The organism is Radiobacillus kanasensis (assembly GCF_021049245.1).
Taxonomy (GTDB): domain Bacteria; phylum Bacillota; class Bacilli; order Bacillales; family Amphibacillaceae; genus Radiobacillus; species Radiobacillus kanasensis.
In genome coordinates, this window is sequence record NZ_CP088020.1 from 3,337,724 (window position 1) to 3,362,075 (window position 24,352).

At 37.3% G+C, this 24,352-nt stretch carries 23 protein-coding genes and 1 riboswitch; of the genes, 1 reads left to right on the forward strand and 22 read right to left on the reverse strand.

Going from position 1 to position 24,352, the window contains the following annotated elements:
* Positions 1–3 precede the first annotated feature (3 nt).
* From neuC to KO561_RS17105, 6 genes are read right to left on the reverse strand one after another with little or no spacing between them, the layout of a single operon-like run.
* Positions 4–1,170 (reverse strand): UDP-N-acetylglucosamine 2-epimerase, encoded by a 1,167-nt coding sequence (gene neuC / locus KO561_RS17080; RefSeq protein WP_231094531.1) that lies wholly within the window; start codon positions 1,168–1,170, stop codon positions 4–6.
* A complete protein-coding gene (neuB, locus tag KO561_RS17085) occupies positions 1,167–2,201 on the reverse strand; it encodes an N-acetylneuraminate synthase (RefSeq protein ID WP_231094532.1) in 1,035 nt (344 codons plus the stop codon). Before neuB ends, neuC begins: the two co-directional genes overlap by 4 nt.
* Positions 2,194–2,901 carry an acylneuraminate cytidylyltransferase family protein gene (locus tag KO561_RS17090; RefSeq protein WP_231094533.1) on the reverse strand — a complete coding sequence of 236 codons (708 nt, stop codon included), beginning with the start codon at positions 2,899–2,901 and terminating at the stop codon, positions 2,194–2,196. The genes neuB and KO561_RS17090 overlap by 8 nt, the downstream gene beginning before the upstream one ends.
* Before the next feature lie 13 nt (positions 2,902–2,914).
* Positions 2,915–3,928 (reverse strand): UDP-N-acetylglucosamine 4,6-dehydratase family protein, encoded by a 1,014-nt coding sequence (locus KO561_RS17095; protein WP_231094534.1) that lies wholly within the window; start codon positions 3,926–3,928, stop codon positions 2,915–2,917.
* 17 nt (positions 3,929–3,945) lie between these two features.
* Positions 3,946–5,136 (reverse strand): hypothetical protein, encoded by a 1,191-nt coding sequence (locus KO561_RS17100; protein WP_231094535.1) that lies wholly within the window; start codon positions 5,134–5,136, stop codon positions 3,946–3,948.
* A gap of 1 nt (position 5,137) precedes the next feature.
* On the reverse strand, positions 5,138–6,436 hold the full coding sequence (locus tag KO561_RS17105; RefSeq protein WP_231094536.1) for a lipopolysaccharide biosynthesis protein: 1,299 nt from the start codon (positions 6,434–6,436) through the stop codon (positions 5,138–5,140).
* A gap of 147 nt (positions 6,437–6,583) precedes the next feature.
* Here KO561_RS17105 and KO561_RS17110 point away from each other — a divergent pair, with 147 nt between their 5' ends.
* Positions 6,584–7,342 (forward strand): glycosyltransferase family 2 protein, encoded by a 759-nt coding sequence (locus KO561_RS17110; protein ID WP_231094537.1) that lies wholly within the window; start codon positions 6,584–6,586, stop codon positions 7,340–7,342.
* 61 nt (positions 7,343–7,403) lie between these two features.
* Here the strand turns inward: KO561_RS17110 and KO561_RS17115 are convergent, their stop codons facing one another.
* The 16 genes from KO561_RS17115 to spoIIID all read right to left on the reverse strand — a co-directional run bounded on the left by KO561_RS17115 (position 7,404) and on the right by spoIIID (position 24,041).
* Complete coding sequence (locus KO561_RS17115) at positions 7,404–8,717, reverse strand: UDP-glucose dehydrogenase family protein (protein WP_231094538.1); 1,314 nt, start codon at positions 8,715–8,717, stop codon at positions 7,404–7,406.
* A gap of 11 nt (positions 8,718–8,728) precedes the next feature.
* Positions 8,729–9,622 carry a UTP--glucose-1-phosphate uridylyltransferase GalU gene (gene galU, locus KO561_RS17120; RefSeq protein WP_231094539.1) on the reverse strand — a complete coding sequence of 298 codons (894 nt, stop codon included), beginning with the start codon at positions 9,620–9,622 and terminating at the stop codon, positions 8,729–8,731.
* A 160-nt stretch (positions 9,623–9,782) separates the two neighbouring features.
* A complete protein-coding gene (locus tag KO561_RS17125) occupies positions 9,783–10,880 on the reverse strand; it encodes an MraY family glycosyltransferase (RefSeq protein WP_231094540.1) in 1,098 nt (365 codons plus the stop codon).
* A gap of 227 nt (positions 10,881–11,107) precedes the next feature.
* Positions 11,108–14,194 carry an efflux RND transporter permease subunit gene (locus KO561_RS17130; protein ID WP_231094541.1) on the reverse strand — a complete coding sequence of 1,029 codons (3,087 nt, stop codon included), beginning with the start codon at positions 14,192–14,194 and terminating at the stop codon, positions 11,108–11,110.
* Positions 14,191–15,045 (reverse strand): efflux RND transporter periplasmic adaptor subunit, encoded by an 855-nt coding sequence (locus KO561_RS17135; protein WP_231097217.1) that lies wholly within the window; start codon positions 15,043–15,045, stop codon positions 14,191–14,193. Before KO561_RS17135 ends, KO561_RS17130 begins: the two co-directional genes overlap by 4 nt.
* A gap of 172 nt (positions 15,046–15,217) precedes the next feature.
* Positions 15,218–15,580, reverse strand: coding sequence for a hypothetical protein (locus tag KO561_RS17140; protein ID WP_231094542.1), 363 nt, complete (start codon positions 15,578–15,580; stop codon positions 15,218–15,220).
* 191 nt (positions 15,581–15,771) lie between these two features.
* Complete coding sequence (gene fabZ, locus KO561_RS17145) at positions 15,772–16,194, reverse strand: 3-hydroxyacyl-ACP dehydratase FabZ (protein WP_231094543.1); 423 nt, start codon at positions 16,192–16,194, stop codon at positions 15,772–15,774.
* A 279-nt stretch (positions 16,195–16,473) separates the two neighbouring features.
* Positions 16,474–17,715: an anti-sigma-I factor RsgI family protein gene (locus tag KO561_RS17150; RefSeq protein WP_231094544.1), complete on the reverse strand. Its 1,242-nt coding sequence runs from the start codon at positions 17,713–17,715 to the stop codon at positions 16,474–16,476.
* Positions 17,712–18,425 carry an RNA polymerase sigma-I factor gene (gene sigI, locus KO561_RS17155; RefSeq protein WP_231094545.1) on the reverse strand — a complete coding sequence of 238 codons (714 nt, stop codon included), beginning with the start codon at positions 18,423–18,425 and terminating at the stop codon, positions 17,712–17,714. Before sigI ends, KO561_RS17150 begins: the two co-directional genes overlap by 4 nt.
* Before the next feature lie 133 nt (positions 18,426–18,558).
* The gene (locus KO561_RS17160; protein WP_231094546.1) at positions 18,559–19,419 is read right to left on the reverse strand and encodes a DUF5667 domain-containing protein; all 861 of its coding nucleotides are present in this window, start codon (positions 19,417–19,419) and stop codon (positions 18,559–18,561) included.
* A gap of 18 nt (positions 19,420–19,437) precedes the next feature.
* A complete protein-coding gene (locus tag KO561_RS17165; protein WP_231094547.1) occupies positions 19,438–19,941 on the reverse strand; it encodes a hypothetical protein in 504 nt (167 codons plus the stop codon).
* Between the two features lie 55 nt (positions 19,942–19,996).
* Positions 19,997–20,080, reverse strand: a riboswitch (cyclic di-GMP riboswitch).
* 216 nt (positions 20,081–20,296) lie between these two features.
* On the reverse strand, positions 20,297–20,635 hold the full coding sequence (locus tag KO561_RS17170; protein ID WP_231094548.1) for a DNA-directed RNA polymerase subunit beta: 339 nt from the start codon (positions 20,633–20,635) through the stop codon (positions 20,297–20,299).
* A 39-nt stretch (positions 20,636–20,674) separates the two neighbouring features.
* Positions 20,675–21,496: a flagellar hook-basal body protein gene (locus KO561_RS17175; protein ID WP_231094549.1), complete on the reverse strand. Its 822-nt coding sequence runs from the start codon at positions 21,494–21,496 to the stop codon at positions 20,675–20,677.
* 12 nt (positions 21,497–21,508) lie between these two features.
* Positions 21,509–22,327 (reverse strand): flagellar hook-basal body protein, encoded by an 819-nt coding sequence (locus KO561_RS17180; protein ID WP_231094550.1) that lies wholly within the window; start codon positions 22,325–22,327, stop codon positions 21,509–21,511.
* A 75-nt stretch (positions 22,328–22,402) separates the two neighbouring features.
* Complete coding sequence (gene mreB / locus KO561_RS17185) at positions 22,403–23,404, reverse strand: rod shape-determining protein (protein WP_231094551.1); 1,002 nt, start codon at positions 23,402–23,404, stop codon at positions 22,403–22,405.
* A gap of 349 nt (positions 23,405–23,753) precedes the next feature.
* On the reverse strand, positions 23,754–24,041 hold the full coding sequence (gene spoIIID, locus KO561_RS17190) for a sporulation transcriptional regulator SpoIIID (RefSeq protein WP_269140671.1): 288 nt from the start codon (positions 24,039–24,041) through the stop codon (positions 23,754–23,756).
* Positions 24,042–24,352 lie beyond the last annotated feature (311 nt).

Below are 24,352 nucleotides of genomic sequence, written 5' to 3' on the forward strand. Positions count from 1 at the left end.
CCCCTAATAAGTAATTACTTTTTTTATCAATCTGTCTGAATAACTAGTTTCTAAAAGCACCTGCACAATTTTTTCACTGGCTGTACCGTTACCATAAATATTAGAAACTTCGAGAAGCTCTTCCCGAAATTCTGATGATAGGGCCTTTTCCATTCCACTTTTAATATCCGATTTATTTAGTGAAACGTCTATTACATTCTGTGGCTTCTCCCTACCATTTTGTCTATCCCCAATATTCACCACAGGGATATGAAACGAAGCTGCTTCAATTATTCCAGATGAGGAATTGCCGACAAGGGCCAAAGAGTTCTTTAATACCGTTAAATATTCTAAAGGGCTAAAGTTTGTCACAATTGTAAATTTATCATTTTCCCTAAAACTGTTATTATATTGTTCTATAATTTTATCTGTGCCTGCATCCGAATTAGGCAAAATAATGATTACATTTTTATTTGATTCCTTCAACACTTCTATACATGTGTGAATTTGACTTTCAATGTTGTTGAACTCGGTAGATACAGGATGGAACACAAAAAGGATATATCCTTCATCTGAATTGAAATTTATCTGATATTGATGGAATACATTGTTAATATCAGGCAATTTGGTTTTTAGGATTGTATCAATTCTAGGTGCTCCTACTTCATGAATTCTCCATGCATCCTCGCCTAATTTATGAATACGCTCTGCACTCTTTTGTGTGGAAGCGAAATGAATATGAGAAAGCTTAGTAATAGAGTGTCTAACTGATTCATCAATAGAACCAGAAACTTCACCTCCATGAAGATGACAAATAGGTATATTTAAATGTGAAGCTGCAATTGCAGCAGCCAACATTTCTCCTCTATCACCTAGCACCAATATTATATCAGGTGTAGATTGTTCAAAAGCCTGTGTCATCCCCATTATTGCCAAAGCAATTGATCTAGCCATATTTCCACCGGTCGCACCTTGTATTAAGTTATCTACTTTGGCCATAATTTTAAATCCATCTTTCTCAATTTCTTTATATGTACTACCATAAGTAGGAGAAAGATGCATTCCCGTTACCAATAGTTCCAGATCTAAATTATCAGATGCTCCGATTTCCTTAAGAACCGGAAGGTATATTCCATAATCCGCTCTTGTACCTGTTACTACGCATATTTTCTTTCGGACTTTGTTCTTCATAGTACGTCATCCCATTCAATGACATTATCTTCGTTCACATGATTTTTAACAGCTTTCCCTAACAACTTTTCATAATGTTTAGGCTCTATTCCATTACCTGGCCTTTTTATCCCTAAATTTCCCTCTGTTAAAATGGTCCCTCGTTGCAGTTCTGTTAAAGCTACCAAGCTCTTCCTTGCAACGTTCTTCGTATCTACTTCAGAAGGTGTACATCTTTTTATGCCGTCTCCCATACTTTTCTCTACTCTTCTAATTGCAGTCACTAGATTAGATAATTCTGAAGGTATTATAGAAGCAGCATGATCTGGTCCGGGTAATTTCCTGTCCAAGGTAAAATGTTTCTCAATTATTTTGGCACCTAAAGCGACAGAACTGATTGTAATTTCATCACCTTCTGTGTGATCGGAGTAACCAACAATTTTGCCAAATGCTTTTGCCATTGTTTCCATTGCTTTTAGGTTTACTTCTTCTACTGGTGCAGGATAATTAGACGTACAGTGCAATAAAGCAAACTCACTGTGTTCTAATACATGAACCGCTTCCTCTATTTCTCCAAGGTTTGCCATACCAGTGGAAAGTAGTATTGGTACATTAAATTTAGCAATCTTTTTCAGTAAGGGTAAATTAGTCAGATCACCAGAACCAATTTTAAATGCATGAACTCCAATTTCCTTTAAAAAGTCAGCACTCTCTTCGTCAAATGGAGTAGATAAGAACTCAATATCTTGTTCATCACAATATTTTTTCAAGTATTTAAATTCCTCATGCGAAAACTCTAATTTTTTCAGCATCTCTAGCTGTGTTTCAACTTCATCTGTGTTAACAGTCTGATACTTTGCTTTCTTAGCAGACTTTGAAACAAGCTTTTCACTTTTAAACGTTTGAAATTTTACTGCGTCTGCTCCAGATTGTTTTGCGACTTCAATTAGTTTCTCAGCCATCTCAAGACTTCCATTGTGATTAACTCCTACTTCTGCAATAATATACGTTGGAGAATCATAACTAATTATTTTGCTTCCAATTCTAAACATCACTATATTCCCCCGTTATTTTTTTCATAAGAGCATCTGCAAAGAGAAAGTCCAATTCATCATCAATATCAACAGATGTTAATTTATCCATGAAGTAAGAATAAACTTCTTTATCATAAATCTTATTATCTTTCATAATCATATCTCTTGTTGATATGTAAATAGCGCCATTAAGCTGATACAGCTTTTCAAAATCTTGCCTCCTAGTTACTTCTGTTGGAGTATCCAAAAAATCAACTAGTCTACCCTCATTAATTCTTTTTATAATATTCGGGTGGGTTTGAACTTCTGTGACACTTACGACGGGCTTTCTACCAAGATCAAGGTACTTTTGAATTGCTTCATCAATCTGCTTATTATTTCTTAATGGTGAAGTTGGTTGAAGAAGTACAACATTACTAACTTCGGCTTCATACCTGTTTTCAACATAAGAAACGGCATGAGATAAGACATCAATTGACTTCGCTGTGTCATTCGATAAATGAACTGGCCTAATGAACGGAACTTCTGCACCATATACCTTAGAGATATCCGCTATTTCTTTATCATCTGTAGATACAAACACTTTATCGATAAGTTTAGATTGTAATGCACTTTTTATTGTATATGCAATTAATGGGTAACCGTTTATTTCAAGTACATTCTTTCTCTTTAGCCCTTTGGATCCGCCTCTTGCTGGGATAATAGCAATTGTTTTCATGTAATAAAACTCCTTAATTAAAAAGAAGACCAGAATTCTCTAGTAGTTTAAAAATTTCTTGTTTAGTTAATGGCTTTTCATCTTTAGAAGAGTATGCATTTCTTTCAGCTTTCTTAAATCCTTTTGGAATACTATGTTGAGTATTGTCAGATAAGTGTGAAAAGATAGCGTACATTTTATCATTATCATAAGCACGTTCAGACTCTTCGATTGTCATTAGCTCTTCGTAGATTTTTTCACCAGGTCTAATTCCTGTTTCAACAATAGAGCTACTTGATTTGCTTTTCCGTTTATTATTAAAATCTTCAAGTAAAGTCTCAGCTAACTCGGTAATATATAACACTGGCATTTTTAACACATATATCTCTCCACCAGATGAAAGTTCGGCGGCTTTTAAGACTAATTTAGATGCCTGTGGTATCGACATCATAAATCTGGTCATTCTCTTATCTGTAAGTGTTACGTCTCTACCTTCCTCAATTTGCCTTTTGAAGAGTGGTATAACAGATCCTCTAGAGCCCATTACGTTACCAAAACGCACACAAGAAAAAACTGTCTTTGCATTTCCTTTGTAATGCTCTGCAGCGGATATTAGTCTTTCTGATAATAACTTGGTAGCTCCCATGGTATTTGTTGGATTCACAACTTTGTCCGTACTTATTGCAACCACTTTTTCTACATTATTATTAATTGCTGCCTCTATTACATTTTGAACACCAATGACATTTGTTTTTACAGCTTCAAAGGGGTTATATTCGCTTGACGGAACATGCTTTAGTGCAGCTGCATGAAAAATAATATCCACATCTTTTGTTGCATAATTAATTCTTTCTTTATCCCTAATATCACCGACTAAGAATCGAACATTTTTATATTCACTTAACTCTTGCTGAAATTCAAAATGCTTAGATTCATCCCTGCTAAATATTCTTATTACTTTTGGATTATGATTCAATAACTGTCTAACAATTTCACTTCCAATGGAACCTGTACCACCAGTTACCAAAATAGTCTTGTCTTTAAACATAAAAACCACCTCATCCGCTATTTATTTTTGTCTACTTTAAATCCTTTTAAAGAACTGAAGTTGGAGACCACGAAACCATGGATATTTTTAATGTTCTCCAATGATAAAATGATAGCTATATTTAGAAACACAGCGATAATTCGGCAAAATGCCGGGAAGTCTAGGCTTCCCATTCCTAAAATATAAATAGACGCAGTAAATCCCCATAGAATAAAAAGTCTATTTGAAAATAACACATCAATATATTTTGAAAGCCAGAAGAAAATAGAAATAATAAATATCATGATTATCGTACCGAGTAAATATCCATACATAATCATAAAATCACCAACAAAAAAACTTGGTCCACTGCCACCTGAATAGCCATACATGTATTCGAAAACTTGGGTGTTTATTTTATTGAAGTCAAACGGAAATTCATTGTGCATCATATCAAATCTCACTACTAAAGCAGCACCTTGTGTAGCAAAAAAACGTCTTATTCCTGAAGCAACCGCACTACCTGTTATAAATAGGTAAGCTGAAAAAGCAATAACTACCATAATCAAAAGCTTATAATTAATTTTCAATTTAAATATAAATATCCACACAAAAATATAAAAGTAAACTAAAACACCTTTATTTCCTCCTAGTATTAGTAAACCACTTAAAATAACAAAACCTACTACCTTTAAAAGATTCGAATTAATTCGCTCATAGTAGTACAAAAAGTAACTAGGTAAGACAAAGAAAATAAAAGTCGATACAGTAAAGTAAAGTGGGATAGCACCTGACATATCAGGTCGTTCAATTCTAACTCCGTTCACAAGTAAGCTATATAATGGAAAACGGTCAATAAATATTAATATATATCCTAATATACCTAGGGTCATATAGGTTATATATAAATGAACTAGGTTGTTTGGTTCGTTTGTTAATTTTATATTCCCACCAACGACCATCATGTTTTTGAAAATAAGAAACATACTTAACAATAAAAATAGTATGGTTGAGTAAATGATATATTGTAAATAGGAATGTTCAGCAAACACCCTATAAGCTGTCCCACTAAAAACTGTGTAATAAACAGCAGGAGTATAAAATATTATAGTTGTAATAATAAAGAAAACAGAAAGAGAACGTTTTTGTTCTCCATAATATAGAATTGTTAAAACAAAAAATGTAAAAGAAATTGTTAGAATGAAAAATAAAGCAAACTCAGATAGCATTTTATTTCTCCTTAATTGTTTTATTAGTTTTAGGGGCAAATTTCTCTGCTTTAGCAAAAGTAAACCATGGCATATAGTAGACTTTAGATGAAAGTACCCACATTGACAAAAATGCTACTAGAAAAGATATTGCCGTTGATTGAGATGCTCCAATTGGGCCATTGAATTTAATTAAAAAGTAATTAAGAATAAGGTTAATCGGAACAGCAATTAACATAACATTAAAATTCAAATGAGTTTTTTGAGCAAAGTGGACATAATTCGTCATCATTTTATACATTCCATTGAAAGCATACCCTAATGAAATCCAGAAAACAAATATGCTAGCACTAATAAATTCCGGACTTACATAGAAAGAGATTATAAAAGGAGAACATATTCCAAGTATTACAGCTCCCACAAAAACGATTATAAAATAATAGTAAGTAAATTTGACAATTTTAGCTTTTTCTCTGATTTGATCCAATTTTAGTTTATCAAATAACCATGGAACCCATGCTTTATTAAAAGCAGTAATTATAATCATTAAAATCATAGATATTTGATATCCTACAGTATATATACCAACAGCTTCTAATCCAACCATGTTTTTAATAAAAATTCTATCGGACATATTCATTAACGCCATCCCTAGAGAAACCGGTATGAGTGGAACCCCGAACTTCAATGCATGGATAAAATAGTCCCTAGAAACTTTTCTCTTAATAAAGCCTCCATTCCCTATTATGAACAAACCAATGATACCATATGTAATATAGGAGGTGCTTAACCCAATTACAGCTCCGTGCCATCCCAAATCAAAAAACACAACCAAGATAATAGAAAGTCCACCATTTAAAATGGACTGGGTAATTAGAAAAATCCCAAATTTAACTGCTTTTAGCTGAACTTGGAATAAAACTAGTACGACCTGGAAGATAAATTGACTTAAACATACTAATATCGATAGTTGGACCCATACCCACTGTAAATCGGTAAGGAAATATATCGTATTATGAAAAAGAGCAATAAGAACACTAGTTATCCCACCACTTAACAATAGAATAGTTAATGATGTTGTTACATAAGTAGGGAAATCAATAGAATCCTTTTCATAATACTGCCTTGTTATTGCTCCATGAATGCTCAATCCTACAATTGGTCCAAAAACTAAAAGAACCATCTGAAACATAGAAAAAAGACCATATTCAGATGTTGACATATTTCTTGTGAAGATTGGTATTAATAGGAACGGGACCGCTGCATTTAGAATGCTAGAAAAAACATATATGCCTGCTGATTTAAATAACCTTTTGAACATCGTTTATCACCTTATCTAATGTTGTTTTAACGATCCCTTAATAAAAAGTTGTTATAAAAACACTTGTACGTTATCATATCAATGTCAGTTTTAAACAAAGCTATATTATAAAAATCAATTACAAATTCATTTTAAAGGAGTATATACATGAGTACGCCAACTGTAACAATCATCACACCAACCTACAATTCCTCAAAATTCATTCTAGAAACAATTAGATCTGTAAAGTCTCAAACGTATAATGACTGGGAAATGATTATCATTGACGATTGTTCTATAGATAATACCGTCCAAATTGTTGAAGAACAAACTAAACAAGACAATAGAATTAAATTGATGAGGTTAGAAAAAAACTCTGGTGCCGCAGTAGCAAGGAATTCAGGAATTAAGAAAGCTAAAGGTAAATACCTTGCCTTTCTAGACAGTGATGATATGTGGCAACCAGATAAGTTGAGCAATCAAATTACTTTTATGAAAGATAATAATTATTTATTCTCGTATAGTACCTATTCCATAATTAACGAAAATGGAAACTTTTTAAATAAAACTATAAGAGCAACTAATTTCGTCGATTATAGAACATTACTAAAAAAGCCTGGAACTATAGGTTGTCTAACTGTTATTTTAGATCGAGAGCAAATTGGTGATGTACTTATGCCAAATATAAAAACAAGACAGGACTTCGCTTTATGGCTAAAAATATTAAAAACAGGTATTAACGCATATGGCCTTGATGAAGATTTAGCTCTTTATCGAAAAGTCCCTGGTTCTATATCAAGTAATAAAATTAAAGCTGCTAAAAAGAATTGGTATGTTTACCGTAATATTGAAAAATTAAATTTAATTAAATCCCTATGGTATTTTTGTAATTATGCAATCAGAGCTGTAATAAAAACATACTTCTAGAGTGCATTTGAGGAATCCCCCTTTTTACCTTTCATTAAAGTAAAAGGGGGATTCTTATAATTCATTTTTTCTCCTTAATCGAAGGTCTTCCGATTGAATAATACTCAATGCCATTTTTCTTGGCTTCTTCTAAACTAAAACAGTTTCTACCATCAAATATTATTGGATTCTTTAATTTCTTTTTATACTCCTCTAACTTATATTCTTTTATTATTTTCCAGTCTGTTAAAATGACTGCACAATCTGCATCATTTATCGCACTTTCAATTGAATCAACAAATGTTATATCTTTAGTCAAGATCTTTCTTGCATTCTCTAAACCCACAGGATCGTAACCGAAAACCTTTGCACCAGACTTAACTAGCTCCTCTGAGACTTGGATAGAAGGCGATTCACGCATGTCATCGGTATCAGGTTTGAATGTTAATCCTAATAAGGCAATTTTCAAACCTCTTAATCCACCAAATCGATTTATTATTTTATCTACAATTACCCTTCTTTGGTTTTTATTTACTTCTACAACACTTTGTAGAATAGGCATTGAAAAATCTACATTTTTACCTATTGATATTAAGGCATTCGTATCTTTTGGAAAGCAGGAACCACCATATCCTATGCCTGCATTCAGAAAGCTATTACCTATCCTCTTATCTGTTCCAATCCCACTAGCAACATCTTCTATATTCGCACCTAATTTTTCAGATAAATTCGCTATTTCATTAATAAAGCTTATTTTTGTAGCTAGAAAAGCATTCGCTGCGTATTTTATCATTTCAGCACTTCTTAGATTTGTTTTAACAATTGGAATTCCAAATGGCTTATTTATTTCTTCTAAAAGATTTAGTGCTTCCTCGCTTTCCGAGCCAATAACAATCCTGTCGCCATTAAACGTATCATATACTGCAGTACCTTGCCTTAAAAATTCTGGATTAGATACTACCTCAATCCTAACATCATTGACCAATTCATTATTAATTTTGTTTTTAATATACTCATTTGTACCTACTGGAACAGTACTTTTTGTAACAACAATCACATCATTCTTTATAGTTTTTGCAATACTTTCACATGCACTATTTATAAATCTCAGGTCTGCAGAACCATCATCACCTTGTGGTGTTCCAACTCCAAGATAGATAAAATCTTTGTTAGCCAAACCTTCTTCATAACTTGTAGTGAAATTCAATCTTTGTTTTTCTAAATTTTTTTGTAGTAATTCTTCAAGACCTTCTTCGTATATTGGAGAATTACCCTTTCTTAACATATCTATCTTGTTTGGGTCAACATCTACACATGTAACTTCATGGCCAATTTCTGACAGACATACACCTGTAACGAGCCCTACATAACCTGTACCTATTACTGCTATTTTCATGCTAAAACCACCTAATTTGATAAGTTTCTTATTGTATTTTTCATATAATCCTTTAATTCTTCTTTTAAATCTTCTCTCTGTAATGCAAAGTCAATTGTCGCTTTGATGAACCCAAGTTTATTTCCAATATCGTATCTTTCACCAGTAAAGTTATAAGCCAAAACATTCTCACGTTCATTTAAAATCTTTATCGCATCTGTTAGTTGAATTTCTCCTCCTTTTCCAGGCTCGAGCTGTTCAAGAATTGAAAAGATTTCAGGAGATAGAATGTATCTACCCATAATAGCTAATTTTGATGGAGCTGCTTCTCTGCTAGGTTTTTCTACAAAATCACTCACTTTAATTATTTCTTTCGTAAATTCCTTAGAATAATCCGGCTTTATTATTCCGTAGTTAGATACTAATTCATCTGGTACATCTTGTACTCCTACAACAGAGGATTGATATTCAGAATATACTCTTATGAGTTGAGACAAACAAGGTTCCGGTGCCTTCACAATATCGTCTCCAAGGAGTACAGCAAATGGTTCATTTCCAATAAACCTATTAGCACAATAAATAGCATGTCCCAGTCCCTTTGGCTCTTTTTGACGGATATAGTGAATGTTAGCCAAATTCGATATGTCTTGCACTACCTTTAAAACGTCATCTTTTCCCTTTTTTGCTAAAGTTTCTTCTAATTCAAAAGAAGTATCAAAATGATCTTCTATTGCCCTTTTTCCTCGTCCCGATACAATTATTATGTCCTCAATTCCTGATGAAACTGCTTCCTCAACTATATATTGAATGGTTGGCTTATCTACAATAGGTAACATTTCTTTTGGTTGGGCTTTAGTTGCTGGTAAGAACCTTGTTCCTAAACCTGCTGCAGGAATAATAGCCTTTCTTACAACATTATTATGCATTTAAAACTACTCTCCTTATGTAATAGATGAAATCATTTATTTTTCATTATGCGACAATAATTTTACCATATGTTAATTAAAACTTACAGAATTCATAAATTACCGAATTCTACATATTTCTAACAATTGACGCTTAATAAACTTATAAAGCAGTTCCGAATTAATTGGAACTGCTTTTCACTTGTTTTTTATTTTTTATTTTCATAACAGATTTCCTTGTCAATTGAACAATTGGTCTTTTTCCTTTTCCAACTATACCAACCACCTCAGCAATTATATGAAGAAGTAGAAGAATAACGAAAGAAATCAATATGGAGACAACTAAAGATGCATTAGAAAAAACTATAGCCGAAATACCAAATACCGCACTAAATCCATAAATAATCAAAACTGTGGCGCGGTGGCTAAAACCTGCAGCCAATAAATTATGATGAAAATGCTTTTTATCGGGCATCATAATACTTTCGCCATTGATAAATCTTCTTAACATGGCAAAAAGTGTATCAAAAATTGGTACTGCCAGTACGATTATGGGTATAACAAAGCTGAATAGGGTTATATTTTTAAACAGGCCCATAATCGAAATAACAGCTATCGAGTACCCGAGAAACATGGATCCTGTATCACCCATGTAGATTTTGGCGGGATGGAAATTGTGAAATAAAAATCCCAAGTTACTAGCAATTAGTACGATACAAAAATAAATAACAGTCATTCGATAATCCATAAATGCCATGACAGTAATGCTCATTAATGCTATTGTTGATACTCCGGCAGCTAAGCCATCTAAACCGTCTATAAGATTTATGGCATTTGTTATTCCAATAATCCAGAAAAAAGTAACGATAATACTCCAACCGTGGAGTTCAATTACACCTAATAACGGAATAGTAATACGATCAATAATTAAACCCGAGCTTATTACAATTATCGTTGCTGCAATTTGGCCAGAAAGCTTTAGGATTGGTTTAAGCTGATATTTATCATCAAGCAGACCCGTTATTACAATAATGAATGCTCCAAGAACTATTTCTAATAACTGTGGATGTTCAGGTCTTATATAAAGTAATCCAATTACAACACCTAAGAAAATAGCTAAGCCACCTAGCCTAGGAGTTGCTTTGGTATGAACTTTTCTATAATTAGGGTGGTCAATAGCTCCAATTTTCATGGCTAATTTTTTTATTGGATAGACAAGTATCAGGGTAGATAAAAGTGAAATACAAAAAGCTACAACCAGTTCTGGTATATGATACATAAAACACCCCTTCCTTTAAAAACTTGTCCTTTTTAATATTGTTCAATTCTTGTTTGTTATGACACAAAATATATACCAACTATATGTTAGAAATTGCTACCCATATTTAACTTGCTGTTTCGACATAAAATTCATGCGCACTGTAAATAATATTAAACCAATATATTTATTTCTTCAATAATTTCCTTAAAAATAGTGGGAACACCTTTTGATGTTCCCGCTATTTTCTATTCTTGCACTACTTTCTTCCTCCTACCAAATAACCCTTTCACTCTCTCCGACAACCCATCAAAATACGTATAAACAACAGGTATCAGGAAAAGAGTAAAGATACTTGATATCGTCAAACCAAAAATAACAGTTATGGCTAGAGGTTGCTGAGTTTCAGCTCCTTCTCCATATCCTAAAGCTAATGGAAGCATTCCAAGAATCGTCGTTAAGGTCGTCATTAAAATCGGTCGCATTCGGCTGACACCCGCTTCGAGGATAGCTTCTTTTCGATCCATTCCTCTCGAACGGAGGATGTTAATGTAATCAACCAGCACTATCGCATTATTCACGACGATCCCCGCTAGCATAATGACCCCAATAAATGCTGTAATACTTAGTGGTTTACCGGTTATAAATAAACCAGCTAACACGCCAACTACTGTTGCTGGCATCGAAAACATGATAACGAATGGCGTTAGGAAGTTCTCGAATTGGACAGCCATTACAGCATAAACGAGGAAAATGGATACGACCAAAGCGATGGCTAAGTCTGAAAAGGCTTCTGCCATGTCCTGTGCTTCTCCGCCAATCGAGTAGGAATACTCTTCTGGGAAGTCCATTTGCTCAAGCGTCTGTTTAACATCTTCACTTACGCTACCCAAATCACGATTCAGAATTTCACTCGATACGTTCACTTGTGGCTGCTGGTTTTCTCTTGTTAGCTCTGCAGGGCTTTGTACTTGTTCAAAGCTTGCGACAGATGCTAATGGAATAAAGTTGCCGTTGGCAGTTTGTATTTTTAGATTTTCCACATCACTAATTGTGCTTCGAGATTCCTCTGGGAAAATCATATTTACATTACGATCTTCTCCACCCTCACGGTAGCTCATCACCGTTTGTCCCGTCATTGCCAACTGAGTCTGACTCATGACATCCTGGTAGCTTAAACCGAATTGAGCTGCTTTCTCTCGGTCAACCTCAATTTCCAGCTCTGGCCTCGTTTCCGAGATGGAGGACTGTGGGTTATGGATCCCGTCGATATCCGATATGGCAAGAACGACCTGATCCGCTAACTCTCTTAGAACCTCGTGTTCTGGTCCAGATACTTGAATTTGGATTGGAGTACCACCGCTCATACCACCTCCACTAGCATTAATGGTCATTTCGGCTCCAGCAATTGTTTGTAGATCTTTGTCCAGGTCTGCAACGACTTGATCGGTCGTTTGATCTCTATCCGATTGTGGAACGAGTTGAAGGGTGTAGGATGCTTCATTCGTGCTGCCCTGCCCCATTCCTCCAGACATACTTCCGCTGCTTGCAACGGTTACGTAATTCGTTTCAATGATGTCTTCATACTGTTTTAATTTTTCATTTACTTGCTCTGAAACTTTTAAAGTTTCCTCTTGGGTCGTTCCTTCAGCTGTTCTTACCGAGATGCTAATTTGCCCTTGGTCCCCTTCTGGGATAAATGCGGTTCCGATGAGCGGGATAAGCGCTAAGCTTCCTGCAATGGCTAGAACAGTAACCAAGATCGTTGTTTTTCTGAAGACTAATACTTTTTTCAATGCCGCTTCGTATCGATTGTTAAAGGCGGTTAAAAAGCGGTCAAACCAATACCTACGTCCATTGTCCTTCATTGCTTTCGTTAATAGCTTAGAGGAGAGCATCGGAACAAGCGTGACTGCGACTACTAGCGATGCAACGAGTGAAAAGGTCACCGTTAAGGCTAGTGGGGTAAATAACTCGGATGCTATCCCTTCTACAAACACGATAGGTAAGAAAACGACTAGCGTTGTCGTTGTCGATGCGATAACCGCCGGTGCTAATTCGGATGCACCTTTTTTCGCAGATTCCATAACACTATAGCCTTTCTGTCGATAAGAGATGATATTTTCTAATATGACAATAGAACTGTCTACCATCATCCCGATTCCTAGTGCGAGTCCTCCCATCGTTAGGACGTTAAGCGTTTCGCCAGTAAAGTATAAGAGAACAAACGTTGATATAATCGCAATCGGAATGGATAATCCGACTACTAATGTGGCGCGAACGCTTTTCAGGAATAACAGAAGGATAAGTAAAGCAAAAAATCCTCCGATTATCATGTTTTGTACGACAGACTTCATAGAAGATGTGATGAAGGTGGATGTATCCAATACAACCTCTAGATTAACACCCTCAGGTAAGTCTTCTTTCAGTTCATCAACCGCTGTTTTTATATGATTCGAAACTTCTACTGTGTTTCCGTCTGTTTTTTTCATGATTGGTAAAACGACAGCTGGTTCTCCGTTTACTCTTGTAATGCCTGTTTGGTTATACGTTTCCTTTACCTCTGCCACATCTTCTACATGGATGGTAGCGCCTTGCGGGGTTTGTACAATCGTTTGAGCAATATCATCTACGGAGCTAAAGGAACCATCTATCCGGATTTGCAGTTCCTTATCTCCTTTAGTAACGACTCCGGCTGATCCTGATGTATTGGCTCCTTGAAGAGCTTGCATGATTATTTGCGACTGGAGACCATACTGAGCCATTTTAGCTTGGTCAAGCTCTAATTCTATGACACGCTCCCTTCCACCCTCAACGGAGACGGAAGCTACGCCACCTTGTCTTTCCAAATGTGGGACGATGCGGTCACCCGCCAACCCTTGTAATTGTTCTAGGTTATCACCTGTTAAGCCGACCCACATAACTGGGATTTGCTGTGGGTTAAAACGAAGCACGCTTGGGTCTCCTGCCGAATCAGGAAGCATGCCCTTTACTTGATCGACACTTTCCCGAACTTCTAGAAGCGCATTATCCAAGTTGACGCCTGTATCAAACATCATAATGACGAGCGAGGATCCAGACTGAGATTGGGCTTGAATCGTTTGGACTCCTTCTATGGAACTTACCGCTGATTCGATTGGCTGACTTATTTGTTTTTCAACTTCTTGAGGAGCTGCATCTGGGTAGCTTGTTGCGACGACTGCGATTGGTAAGTCAATTTCTGGAAATAAATCGATCGTTAAATTGCGTAGTGACATCGCACCGAGAGCTAATATAGCGAGAACAATCATGATGACGCCGACTGGTCGTTTAACGGAGGTTTCGACGATTTTCACGATGCTTCCTCCTCCTCTTGGATGGTTACTTCTTTTCCATCTGAAAGGACTAATTGACCTTTAGTAACAACTTGATCGCCTTCTTTCATATCCCCTTCGACTGCTGTCTGTTCAGTTAAAGAACGAAGGACGTTTACTTTTGTTTCGATTGCTTTGTAATCTTTGATAACGTAGACAAAGTTAGACCCACCTTCTTCTACCAGCGCTTCTGTAGGGATGACAAGGCTATCTGCAATCTCTTCTTTTGTAACACGAAGGATTGCGGTCATTCCTGGTAAAATAGACTCCTCAGGGTCCTCTAGTGTTGCTTCAATGTCATAAAGACCTGTCTGCTGATTCGGAACTTTTGATACGTAATCTATGGTTGCTGTCTGATCTTTTTCATTAATGATGACGGTTATGTTTTCTAATCCTTCAAAAAGCTGTCTATTTTCCGTTGTTACGGCAGCTTGAATATGTATATCCCCGATGTTACTAATCGTCGCAAATGGCTCTGTGTTGGATACGAAGCCACCTTCTGTTGCATTAAAAGTTGTAATCTGACCGTCTGCTGACGCCTCTATGTCCATTGCTCCGCTACTGGGAGAGGATATCGTAATTAAGGCATCCCCTTCTTCTACCGATTCCCCTTTATCTACATGCACTTCGGTTACTTCTGCTGCAACTGGTGCCATAACCGGTATAGAGGATTCCGGAGCTGTTTTACCGTATATAGATTTTTGAATCGTTAATGTGTCTTTTGTTACGTTTTTCACTTGAACCGATACAGGCAGATCTTCTGATTGGTTTGTATCGTCTTGGTTTGAGCACCCGATAAGTGCTATGGATAGTAAGACAAGGCTAAAGAACATTTTTTTCAATTTCTTCTCCTCCTTCGATTTTGTATCCCCATGTTTCTGTACGAATAACTTTTGATTTCGATTCATTTTGATTAGACATGTTCTACTATATCGTCTGTGAAGAAGAAATCCAAATACTCGGCATGAAAAAACCCTGCTCATTCGAGCAGGGTCCCATTAGATGTTATTCGTCTTTGTTTTCATCCATGGTATCGGTGTTTTCGTCAGTAGGACCAGTTTGTCCACCTTCACCGTTGGCATCTGTACCATTACCTTCTGTTTGGCCGTTTTCACCATTTTCGTTGTCCATGATATCATTTGTTTCTTCTTGGATTTCATCTCCAGCGTCCTCCGCTTCGTCTTGAAGCTCATCTACTGGACCTTCACCGTTGCCATTGTCTCCGTTATCACCGTTATTTTCTCCACCGTCTTGTTCTAGGGGAGCTTCTTCGTCTTCTGGTGGTGGGTTTTCATCCCCGCCACACGCAGTGACTAATGAAAGAGCAAGAGCAGGAGCAGTAAGTTTAATTAACCAATTGGTTTTCATTCGAAAGTCCTCCTTTTCTTTTATTCGGTATTAGCTTTCCCAAAAAATAAGGATAACTTACACATAAACATTTCCAACCCGAATAGGGAAACCGTTTTTAACGGTCTTTTATAGACTTCTACCAGATAGAGAAAATATACAAAAAAGAAGCGATTCTCCATGAATGATACATGAGAAAATCGCTTCTTTTTTTATTTTATCGCAAAAGTAATTTCAGCCTCACAAGCAAGCTCACCATCAACCGTTGCAACAGCTTTTCCTTTTCCAATCGGTCCTTTTATACGAATGATCTCTACTTCGAGTTTTAACTGGTCACCGGGTTTAACTTGTCTTTTAAATCGGCATTTATCAATTCCAGCTAGAAATCCGATTTTGCCTTTATTATCTGGCTTGTTCAAAATTGCAACCGCGCCAACTTGCGCAAGAGCTTCTACGATAAGCACCCCTGGCATTACAGGGTAATCCGGGAAGTGACCTTGGAAGAATGGTTCATTAATCGTTACATTCTTTTTCCCAACAACGCGCGTCCCTTCCTCGTATTCCGTAATTTGGTCGACTAATAAAAAAGGATATCGATGGGGAATAATATTTTTGATTTCTTGACTATCGAACATATATAGGATGGCTCCTTTCGGGATTTTCTTTTGTAAGTATATCAGATGTTGTGGGCTTGGGGTAGATTTGTACTGCTGGCCTGCATTCAGTGGGAACTAACATTGCAAGAACCAAATTTTTATCGCTCAAGCTCTTTTTATTAGCTCCTACCCGTAAAAAATAACCTCCCAGAATTCTAGAAGGTTTGTTCAGGTAAAAAAGAATGGTACCTAAAAGTCAAAAAGTTCTCATACTTAATGGGTTGCAAATTCATCAGTTTCCATCTATACTCCGTATTTCTACGGTTTAGTTGTAGATGAAGGCTGTTGTTCATTTCCTTTATTGTCAACAGAGCCAAGATTCCTATCTTCACGTTGAGGCTCACTCTTGGATGAAGGTTCATTTTCCTCTTCAACAGCAGATTCCTTTTTCGGTTGATTCTCCGCACTAGGTATTTGCTCTGGAATGTTTTCTTCAGTATTTGTTTGGTTTCCCTCCCTTTCCGTCATGTTATTCGCTCCTTCATTTCTACTATTTCCGCTATCAGAACTAGTTGGGTTATTCTTTAAAGAATTTGAATTTGTCGGAGTTTCATCCTGTTTTTTAGTATCCCTACCTTTTTGTGGGACACCTTTATTAATCGGTGATTCTTGTCTATCATCAAGGGAAGGATTATCCTCCTCTGAATCTTTGTTAGGCTGTGGCTTTTCCTGACCCTGACCTGACTCTGAATTCAATTTAGAATTATCTTTCGTAGAATCTCCCTGCCCCATCTTCCCTTGTTCCTCCGTAACATCTTCCGCCATCATATCCTCTAATTGTCTAACTGATTTATCTTTCACTTCTTCAATATTTTGAACAAGTCCTCTTTCTTTTAATGCTTTATAATGTCTATATTTATTCACAGATACATGTACACGTTCTGCTTGATCATAAAACTCCTTTGTTTCATTAAATATCTTTACATCTGCAACTATGTTCTGATGTTGAAGTTGAGAACGAATCCCTTCTGTTATATCTTGTTCAGAAGGTTTTTGACCGTTATCCTTAACCTTCACAATGGTCGTCTCGATTCTCCCTTTTTCTTCTTCCGTTAAATAACCCTTGGAAATCGCTTCGGATACGATAAGGTTAACCACCTGATAGATGTTTAGATCTTTTGATTCAATGGAGTCGACGATTTTCTCTCCATCGGTATTCAAAGGCGATAGCTTCACCACGTTTAAATCCTGGTCTAAATGCGCCTCAATACTTGGATTAATGTCAATAGTTGCAATATAATGAGTTTCGGAGTGAACATTAAGCATCCCATAAGAAAAAAAGGCAATAAATAAAACAGCCACCATCGCTATTGTTGATACAACAACCTTGAAGGGAAATGGGTTTGGGTTCGATTTCGCTGAATACGTCACCCTTTCACCCATCATTGGCAGGTCACTTTCGTTTCGTGCGATATTTTTAAACGTGCCATCATCACAAAGAAGAACATATTCGTTCTCCGTCACCTTGGTCACGATTCCTTCAATTGTATGTTTTTTCATATTTTCTCACTCCTAGGACCGACTTGAACAAACGTTGAAAGCTGACTCCATTCCGGATTTAATTGAATCATAATGATTGTAATCAGGTACTTGCGGTGTCGCTCGATTGATTTGGGTCGGTAGCCTGTCCTTTTTGAAAAAGAAGATATAGGAAATATACATTTCTCAATTAATTCATTTACTAGATCGTGATATTTAATAAATTCAGTAGCCATTTCCATGACTTTAATTTGGGTCTTACGATGTTTCGGGCTATGACTTTCCAACTCTTCAAAAGAAATATTAAAATTCCCCAACTTTTCGTCAAGTTCTAGAATTTCCTCAACGAGAGCCGTAGTGCTGGTTGATTGGTGGTATGACTCCAATGAGGCTTTCATTTCGGCTTTACTATGTTCTAATTGATCATCATCCGAAGTGATGTGCAAATGACGCTTCTCTTTTCGAAAATAATCAATTAAATCTCGTTTTATTAAAAGATATACATAATTTAAAAAAGTGCGTCCACTATCATATTCAAACGTGTCTACAGCACGGTTAAAAGCGATCAGGCCAATACTTGTCTCATCACTGCTCCAGGTTACATATCGTTTACACACATGTCCAACTACGTTCAGAATATAGGGCTTATAATGGCGAATCAAATATTCTCGCTCTAATTCATTCCCCTTTTTCGCTTCTAATAGAGTTTCTTTTAGTTTTGGATTTTCCATGTTGCCCTCCTTGTAGAACTCTTACCATAAGAGTACTCTACCTTCTATCTGAGGGTAAACCATTTTTAATAAAGAATAGTACCCCTTTTTTTGGAAAAGTGGGTACTATTCCGTTCCACCTTTATATCAGTGGTTATGGTCTTCTTGATGTTCCTTCTTTTTGAGCAGCTGGATTCTGGTTACCTGTGTTTTGTCCGCTTTGCTCAGATTGTTCCGTTTCACCTTCTTGTTCATCACTTTCAACAGGTGTTGATGGTTTGTTGTCTTGGGAAGTTGATGTTCGATTACTTTGTTGAGTTTTGCCTTGATTAGCTTCCTCTGTAGCTTCACTTTTTCTCTGCTTTGCTTGCTTTTGTGCTTGTTCAGCTTTGTCTTTCACTTGTTTTTGTTTTTCCTCAGCTTTTGCTTGTACCTCTTCTTGCTTTTCTTGTGCCTCTTCCGCTTTTGCCACAGCATCAGCTTGTTTGTCCTCTGCTGCAGTTTGCGCTTCTTCGGCTTTCTTGCGGGCTGCTAAAAATTTTTGCTTGGCCATTTCTTGATTTTCTAATGCTTTCATAATACCAGCCTTCGCTTCTTCTGGAAGGTCTTCTCGCTTCAATAGTGCTTCTAAATTTTCTGAGCGCTTTTGGCTGCTCTCGACTACAGTCTCTTCGACAGCTGTTGTGTCTTCTCCGGCTTCTTTTGCTGCCTCCAAGTCTTCTTCTATTTGTCCCACATGTCCTTCATAATCTTCTAGTAACTCTTCTGCCTTTTCTTCATCCCCTTCTTCAAGGGACAATTCTGCTTCATTTAAACGATCGTCTGCATATTCATCTTGAAGAAGAGCTTTTTCACTATTTTCTTCTGTTAACTCATATTCCACTTCCTCTATGACACGAGTGGTATCATATAGATCTGAGTTTGGATCGACTACTGTCTCATCCTCAGCTGCATTAACATTTCCTGCAAATAATAAAAGTAGCCCAACTGTTACACTAAACACGACTGTTTTCATTGTTATTCCACCTTTTTCTTAGAAATAATGTACGTTTTGTTTAAATTCCTCTATAATCTCTTGGTTGTTTTCATACTCTCCAGAAGGGGTCATAAAGATTAAAATATCAGTTTTTTCCTCTCCACTATTCAAATAGATATCAGTTCGAATTACTTCTTGATGGTTTGATTTTAAAGAGAGATATGTCTCGGATTCTTCCATTGTCTCACTGTTTGCAAATGACGCTTTCAATTCGCTCTTGATCTCTTCTAATGGCTTTTCGTTTGAAACAGAGGTTAAGATTGCTTTCACATTCCCATTTTGAAATAGGATATTTTCTTCGCCTTTGTTGGTGGGATTTTGGTGTTGCCAGCCAAGTGTCTCGGTCACCTTGACTGTCTCGCTTTCGTATAGGTAGTTCGGTTCCTGTTCCGTGTTAACCTCTGCATTGTGCTGTACGTCCTCACCTTTACCACTTTGGCAAGCTCCTAGAACGAATAAAGAAATAAAAATTAACAGAATTACGCTTGTCCTGCTTTTCAACCTGTCACCTCCGCCCTTTTATGAATTTGTAGAGAAAGATTTTTAGCATTGTTTCGACGGCAGCTGGCTGACATAGAATGCTCCCTTAGCCCCTTTAGCTTTGCGTCATCATCTTTCAATGATTTTGCCTTTCTCTCATTATTCATTTATCTATACGCAATCTTGTTTGAAATTTAGGGGGTGATGACGGATTTTTTTCGGTCAATGTTTGTCAGATCTAATGGGTAGTGCAAAAAGTTCTATGAAATACAAGGTGATTCTAAAGTCAGCGGGATGAACTTTATAGAAGCCTTTCTTAAAATACCTCCGCTATCGTTACCTAAACCAAACAAAAAGAGCACATCAAGTGTGCTCTTCAATCCGGATTGCCGGTTACGATATTTTTAATGTGCTTCCATGTATCAAATTCTAATACATCGGCCGCTTTTCCGTCACCAATAACGCCATATCCCATCATGAGGCCTAAAATCAGGGCGAGGAAACAGAGGGTGGCAACAACGACGATTCGCAACCAAATTGGGAATACTCGGCGTTTTAAGGTTTTGCCTTTTAGCTTTTCTTCTTTTCTTTTTTGCTTTTGTTCTTGGCCTTCGGCTTTTTCGGCTTTTCGTTGTTGTCGGTCTAGTTTCTTTTCTTCTTTTTGAAGCTTCTTTTGCTCGCTACGTGTTTTTTGCTCACTTACGGATTCTGACATGGCTTGATGACTCCTTACTTTCATTCTTTTCCAAATAGATTAACGTAATTGGTTCACTAATCCCATCATTTGATCGTTCATCGAGATGGAACGGGCATTCATTTGGTAAGCTCTTTGCGTTGTCATGAGCTCGGTCATTTGATTCGCTAAGTCAACGTTGGATGATTCCAATGCCCCACTTTTCAATTGTACTTCGCCAGGATTTAGATTTTGTACGATAGCTGCTGGATTAATTCCGGCATTATCGGGCAATCTAAAATTATTGTCTCCTGAAGCCTCTAATAGACGAGGATTTGTAATCGATACGATGGAAAGCTGATCTTCCACTTGGCGTTGACCGTTACGTGTTACTTGGATTTGACCCGTACTTGTAATTTCGATGGAATCGAATCCATCCGCAAGTACAATCGGACCGTTTTCACCAACTAATGGTTGTCCATCTTGGTTCGTCAGCATCACATGCGTATCATTAATCGGGCTCAAATAAAAGGCACCAGAACGTGTGAAGCGTGTTTCGGTTGCTCCACCTTCGGTTACGTTAACTTGAAACCATTGACTTTCATCTAATAGAGCAACGTCTAATGCTCTTCCTGTTGTTTGTACGTTCCCAACTTGTAAATTGGTATTTGTATGTCCAAGCGCTGCACCGGAACCGATTCGTATTCCGTCTGGAGTGAGACGTCCTTGTGCATTGGCAGGAGAGTTGAGATTGTCAATTTGCTGAAATAACAAAGATGAAAAGTCTGCTTGACGGCTCTTATAGCCGGATGTGTTTGCATTTGCCATGTTGTGTCCGATTAGATCCAACTTCTTTTGAAGCTGTCCCATTGTAACAGATGCTTGGTATCCTACTCTACTCATTCATGCTCCCCCTTATCGTACTCTTCCAATTTCATTAACAGCCTTATCCATACTTTGATCATATGCTTTCAAAACTTTTTGATTCGCTTCAAATAGGCGATAAGCAGACATCATTTCAGTAGCTGTTTGTGCCATATCTACGTTCGAACCTTCTAGATATCCTTGTTGGATGGAGAAGCTAATGCCAGCTTGTCCACGCGCTTCCGCTAAAGGTGCACCTTCCGCCCGGTAAAGTCCTTCGCCTTCTTTAATCAAATCATTCACATTCGCGGAGTATGCCACCCCGATTGGAACGTTTTGGTTTGGAAGCTGTAATTCACCTTGACCAGTTACTTTGAAATCAACCCCACCAGTTGCGATACGGTTACCTGCTTGGTCCAATACATAATAACCTTGGTTTGTCACAAGGTAGCCATCTGCGTCTGCGGTGAAGTTCCCGTTTCTGGTGTAACGAAGCTCTCCCTCAGGGTTTTGCACGGTGAAAAAGATGCTTCCTGTTTCATCCGGCATCGTCCCATCCACAAGTGCTAAGTCGGTTGACATCGATGTCTGTTTCAAGCTCCCTTGTGAAAAATCAGAGACGTTCTCCTGTACATAAACTCCCGTATTTATGGATCCAATTGGTGCGTTCATCGGCACATTAAAAGAACGAGATGTTGGCAGTTTGTTGGACTCCATTCTTTGAATTAACATTTCCGGGAAGGAACGTAATGTACTTTGATCTTGTTTATATCCTGGTGTCAGTGCATTTGCAATATTATTCGACATCGTCTCTTGGCGACGTTGTTGGGCAATCATTCCAGATGCTGCAGTGTAGTAGCCTCTTAACAAGACTTTTCCTCCTCTTTTCCACTTTGAAAGGGAAATTTATTATAGCTAAATCTATCTACAATTTTCGCAATGAAGTTAAACGATTTTGCGTCTTTCAATTTTATCAATGTTGTCTAACATGATGCCAGTACCTTTTGCTACACAGTTCATTGGCTCTTCTGCAAATAATACCGGAACTTTAAGTTCTTCAGAAAGCAGTAGATCCAAACCGTTTAGCAACGATCCACCACCAGTTAGAATAACACCACGGTCAATAATGTCCGCTGATAGCTCTGGAGGTGTTTGCTCCAATACTGTTTTTGCTGCTTGTACAATTAAGGCAATCGATTCACGCAGTGCTTCTTCAATTTCATTAGAATGAACCGTAATCGTACGTGGAAGCCCTGTAACCATGTCACGACCACGAATATCGATCGATTCGTCTCTTGCACCAGGGAATACTGTACCAACATTAATTTTAATATCTTCTGCAGTACGTTCCCCGATTAAAAGTTTATATTTACGTTTTACATAATTTAATATTTCAGCATCGAATTTGTCCCCAGCCATTTTGATCGACTGTGACGTAACGATATCTCCCATAGATAGAACCGCAACATCTGTAGTTCCCCCACCGATATCGACAACCATATTTCCGCTCGGCTGGAAGATGTCCATTCCTGCGCCAATAGCTGCTACTTTAGGTTCTTCTTCTAGGTACACTTTTTTACCGCCAGACTTTTCGGCAGCCTCTTTAATTGCTTTTTGTTCTACTTTTGTTATATTGGTAGGACAACAAATCAGCATACGAGGCTTCGATAAAAATCCACGGACGTTAATTTTATTAATAAAATGTTTTAACATGGCCTCTGTTACGTCAAAATCTGCAATAACGCCATCTTTTAACGGACGAATTGCTTCTATATTTCCAGGAGTTCGTCCAACCATTCTGCGGGCTGCCTCACCAACCTCCAATACTTTTCCAGTTGTGCGGTCCATCGCCACGACGGATGGTTCGTTTAGAACGATTCCTTTTCCTTTAACATGAATAAGAACATTCGCAGTTCCAAGGTCTATTCCTATATCTCGAGAAAACATGGATTCATAATCCTCCCTACTCAATTTGTTGCGTCGTATCCGTCCTTGAACACAATGCTACTAATTATATAGTTTATCACAATTTATTTTAATTAGTTACTACAAAATGAAAAAAGGCGAAATTTGTAAAAATTGGTTGTGAAATCGAGTAGGAATGGAGGAAATAGAAAAACAAAAGGCTTTCGTCGTGTGTGAGACGAGAGCCATGTTTTTCTTGCAGAAAGAGGCCTTGTCTAGCTCCAGCGTCCAGCAACAAGCGAGACTTCCCTCAGCTTTGTAAGATACCTACTATTCAACATAGTCTTGTTTCCATAAACATGTTGCTAAACGGACGCTTAGGCCTTTCGTATTAACCCACTGGTTCTGCTGGTTCTTCCGGTTCCATTGATGTATTTAATCTGTATTTCAATTTAGTAGCTTCACCGCCACGCAAATGACGGATTGCTTTATGATGATCGAGGATATGTTTAACTTCAGCGGCTAATTCGGGGTTAATGTTAGGTAATCTTTCCGTTAAATCTTTGTGGACCGTACTTTTGGAAACACCGAATTCTTTCGCAATTACGCGTACTGTTTTTCTTGTTTCCACGAGATGCTTTCCGATCCTGATTGTTCTCTCTTTGATGTAGTCATGCACACCACTCGCCTCCCTGAGTTGTATGTCTAAGGTGTAAAAATGAGACATGGTGATGGTGATGTTCGTGGTAACAGAAGTATATGGATTTCGAAAAAAGGACGGGGACTTGTGCTAATCATAGTTGCCGTGTTTTGAGCCCGCAATCTTCACCTCAGACCTTTGTTTTCTTGGTTTGTAACATTTTATTAATAGGGATGGTCAATTATGCCAAATTTTATGGAAAACTTGGGATGAAGGGGTTTGTAGAGGTTTGTGGGAGGACTAAAAAGGAAAAGGGCTGCCAAAAAGGAAGGGGCAGCCCTATGGGTAGA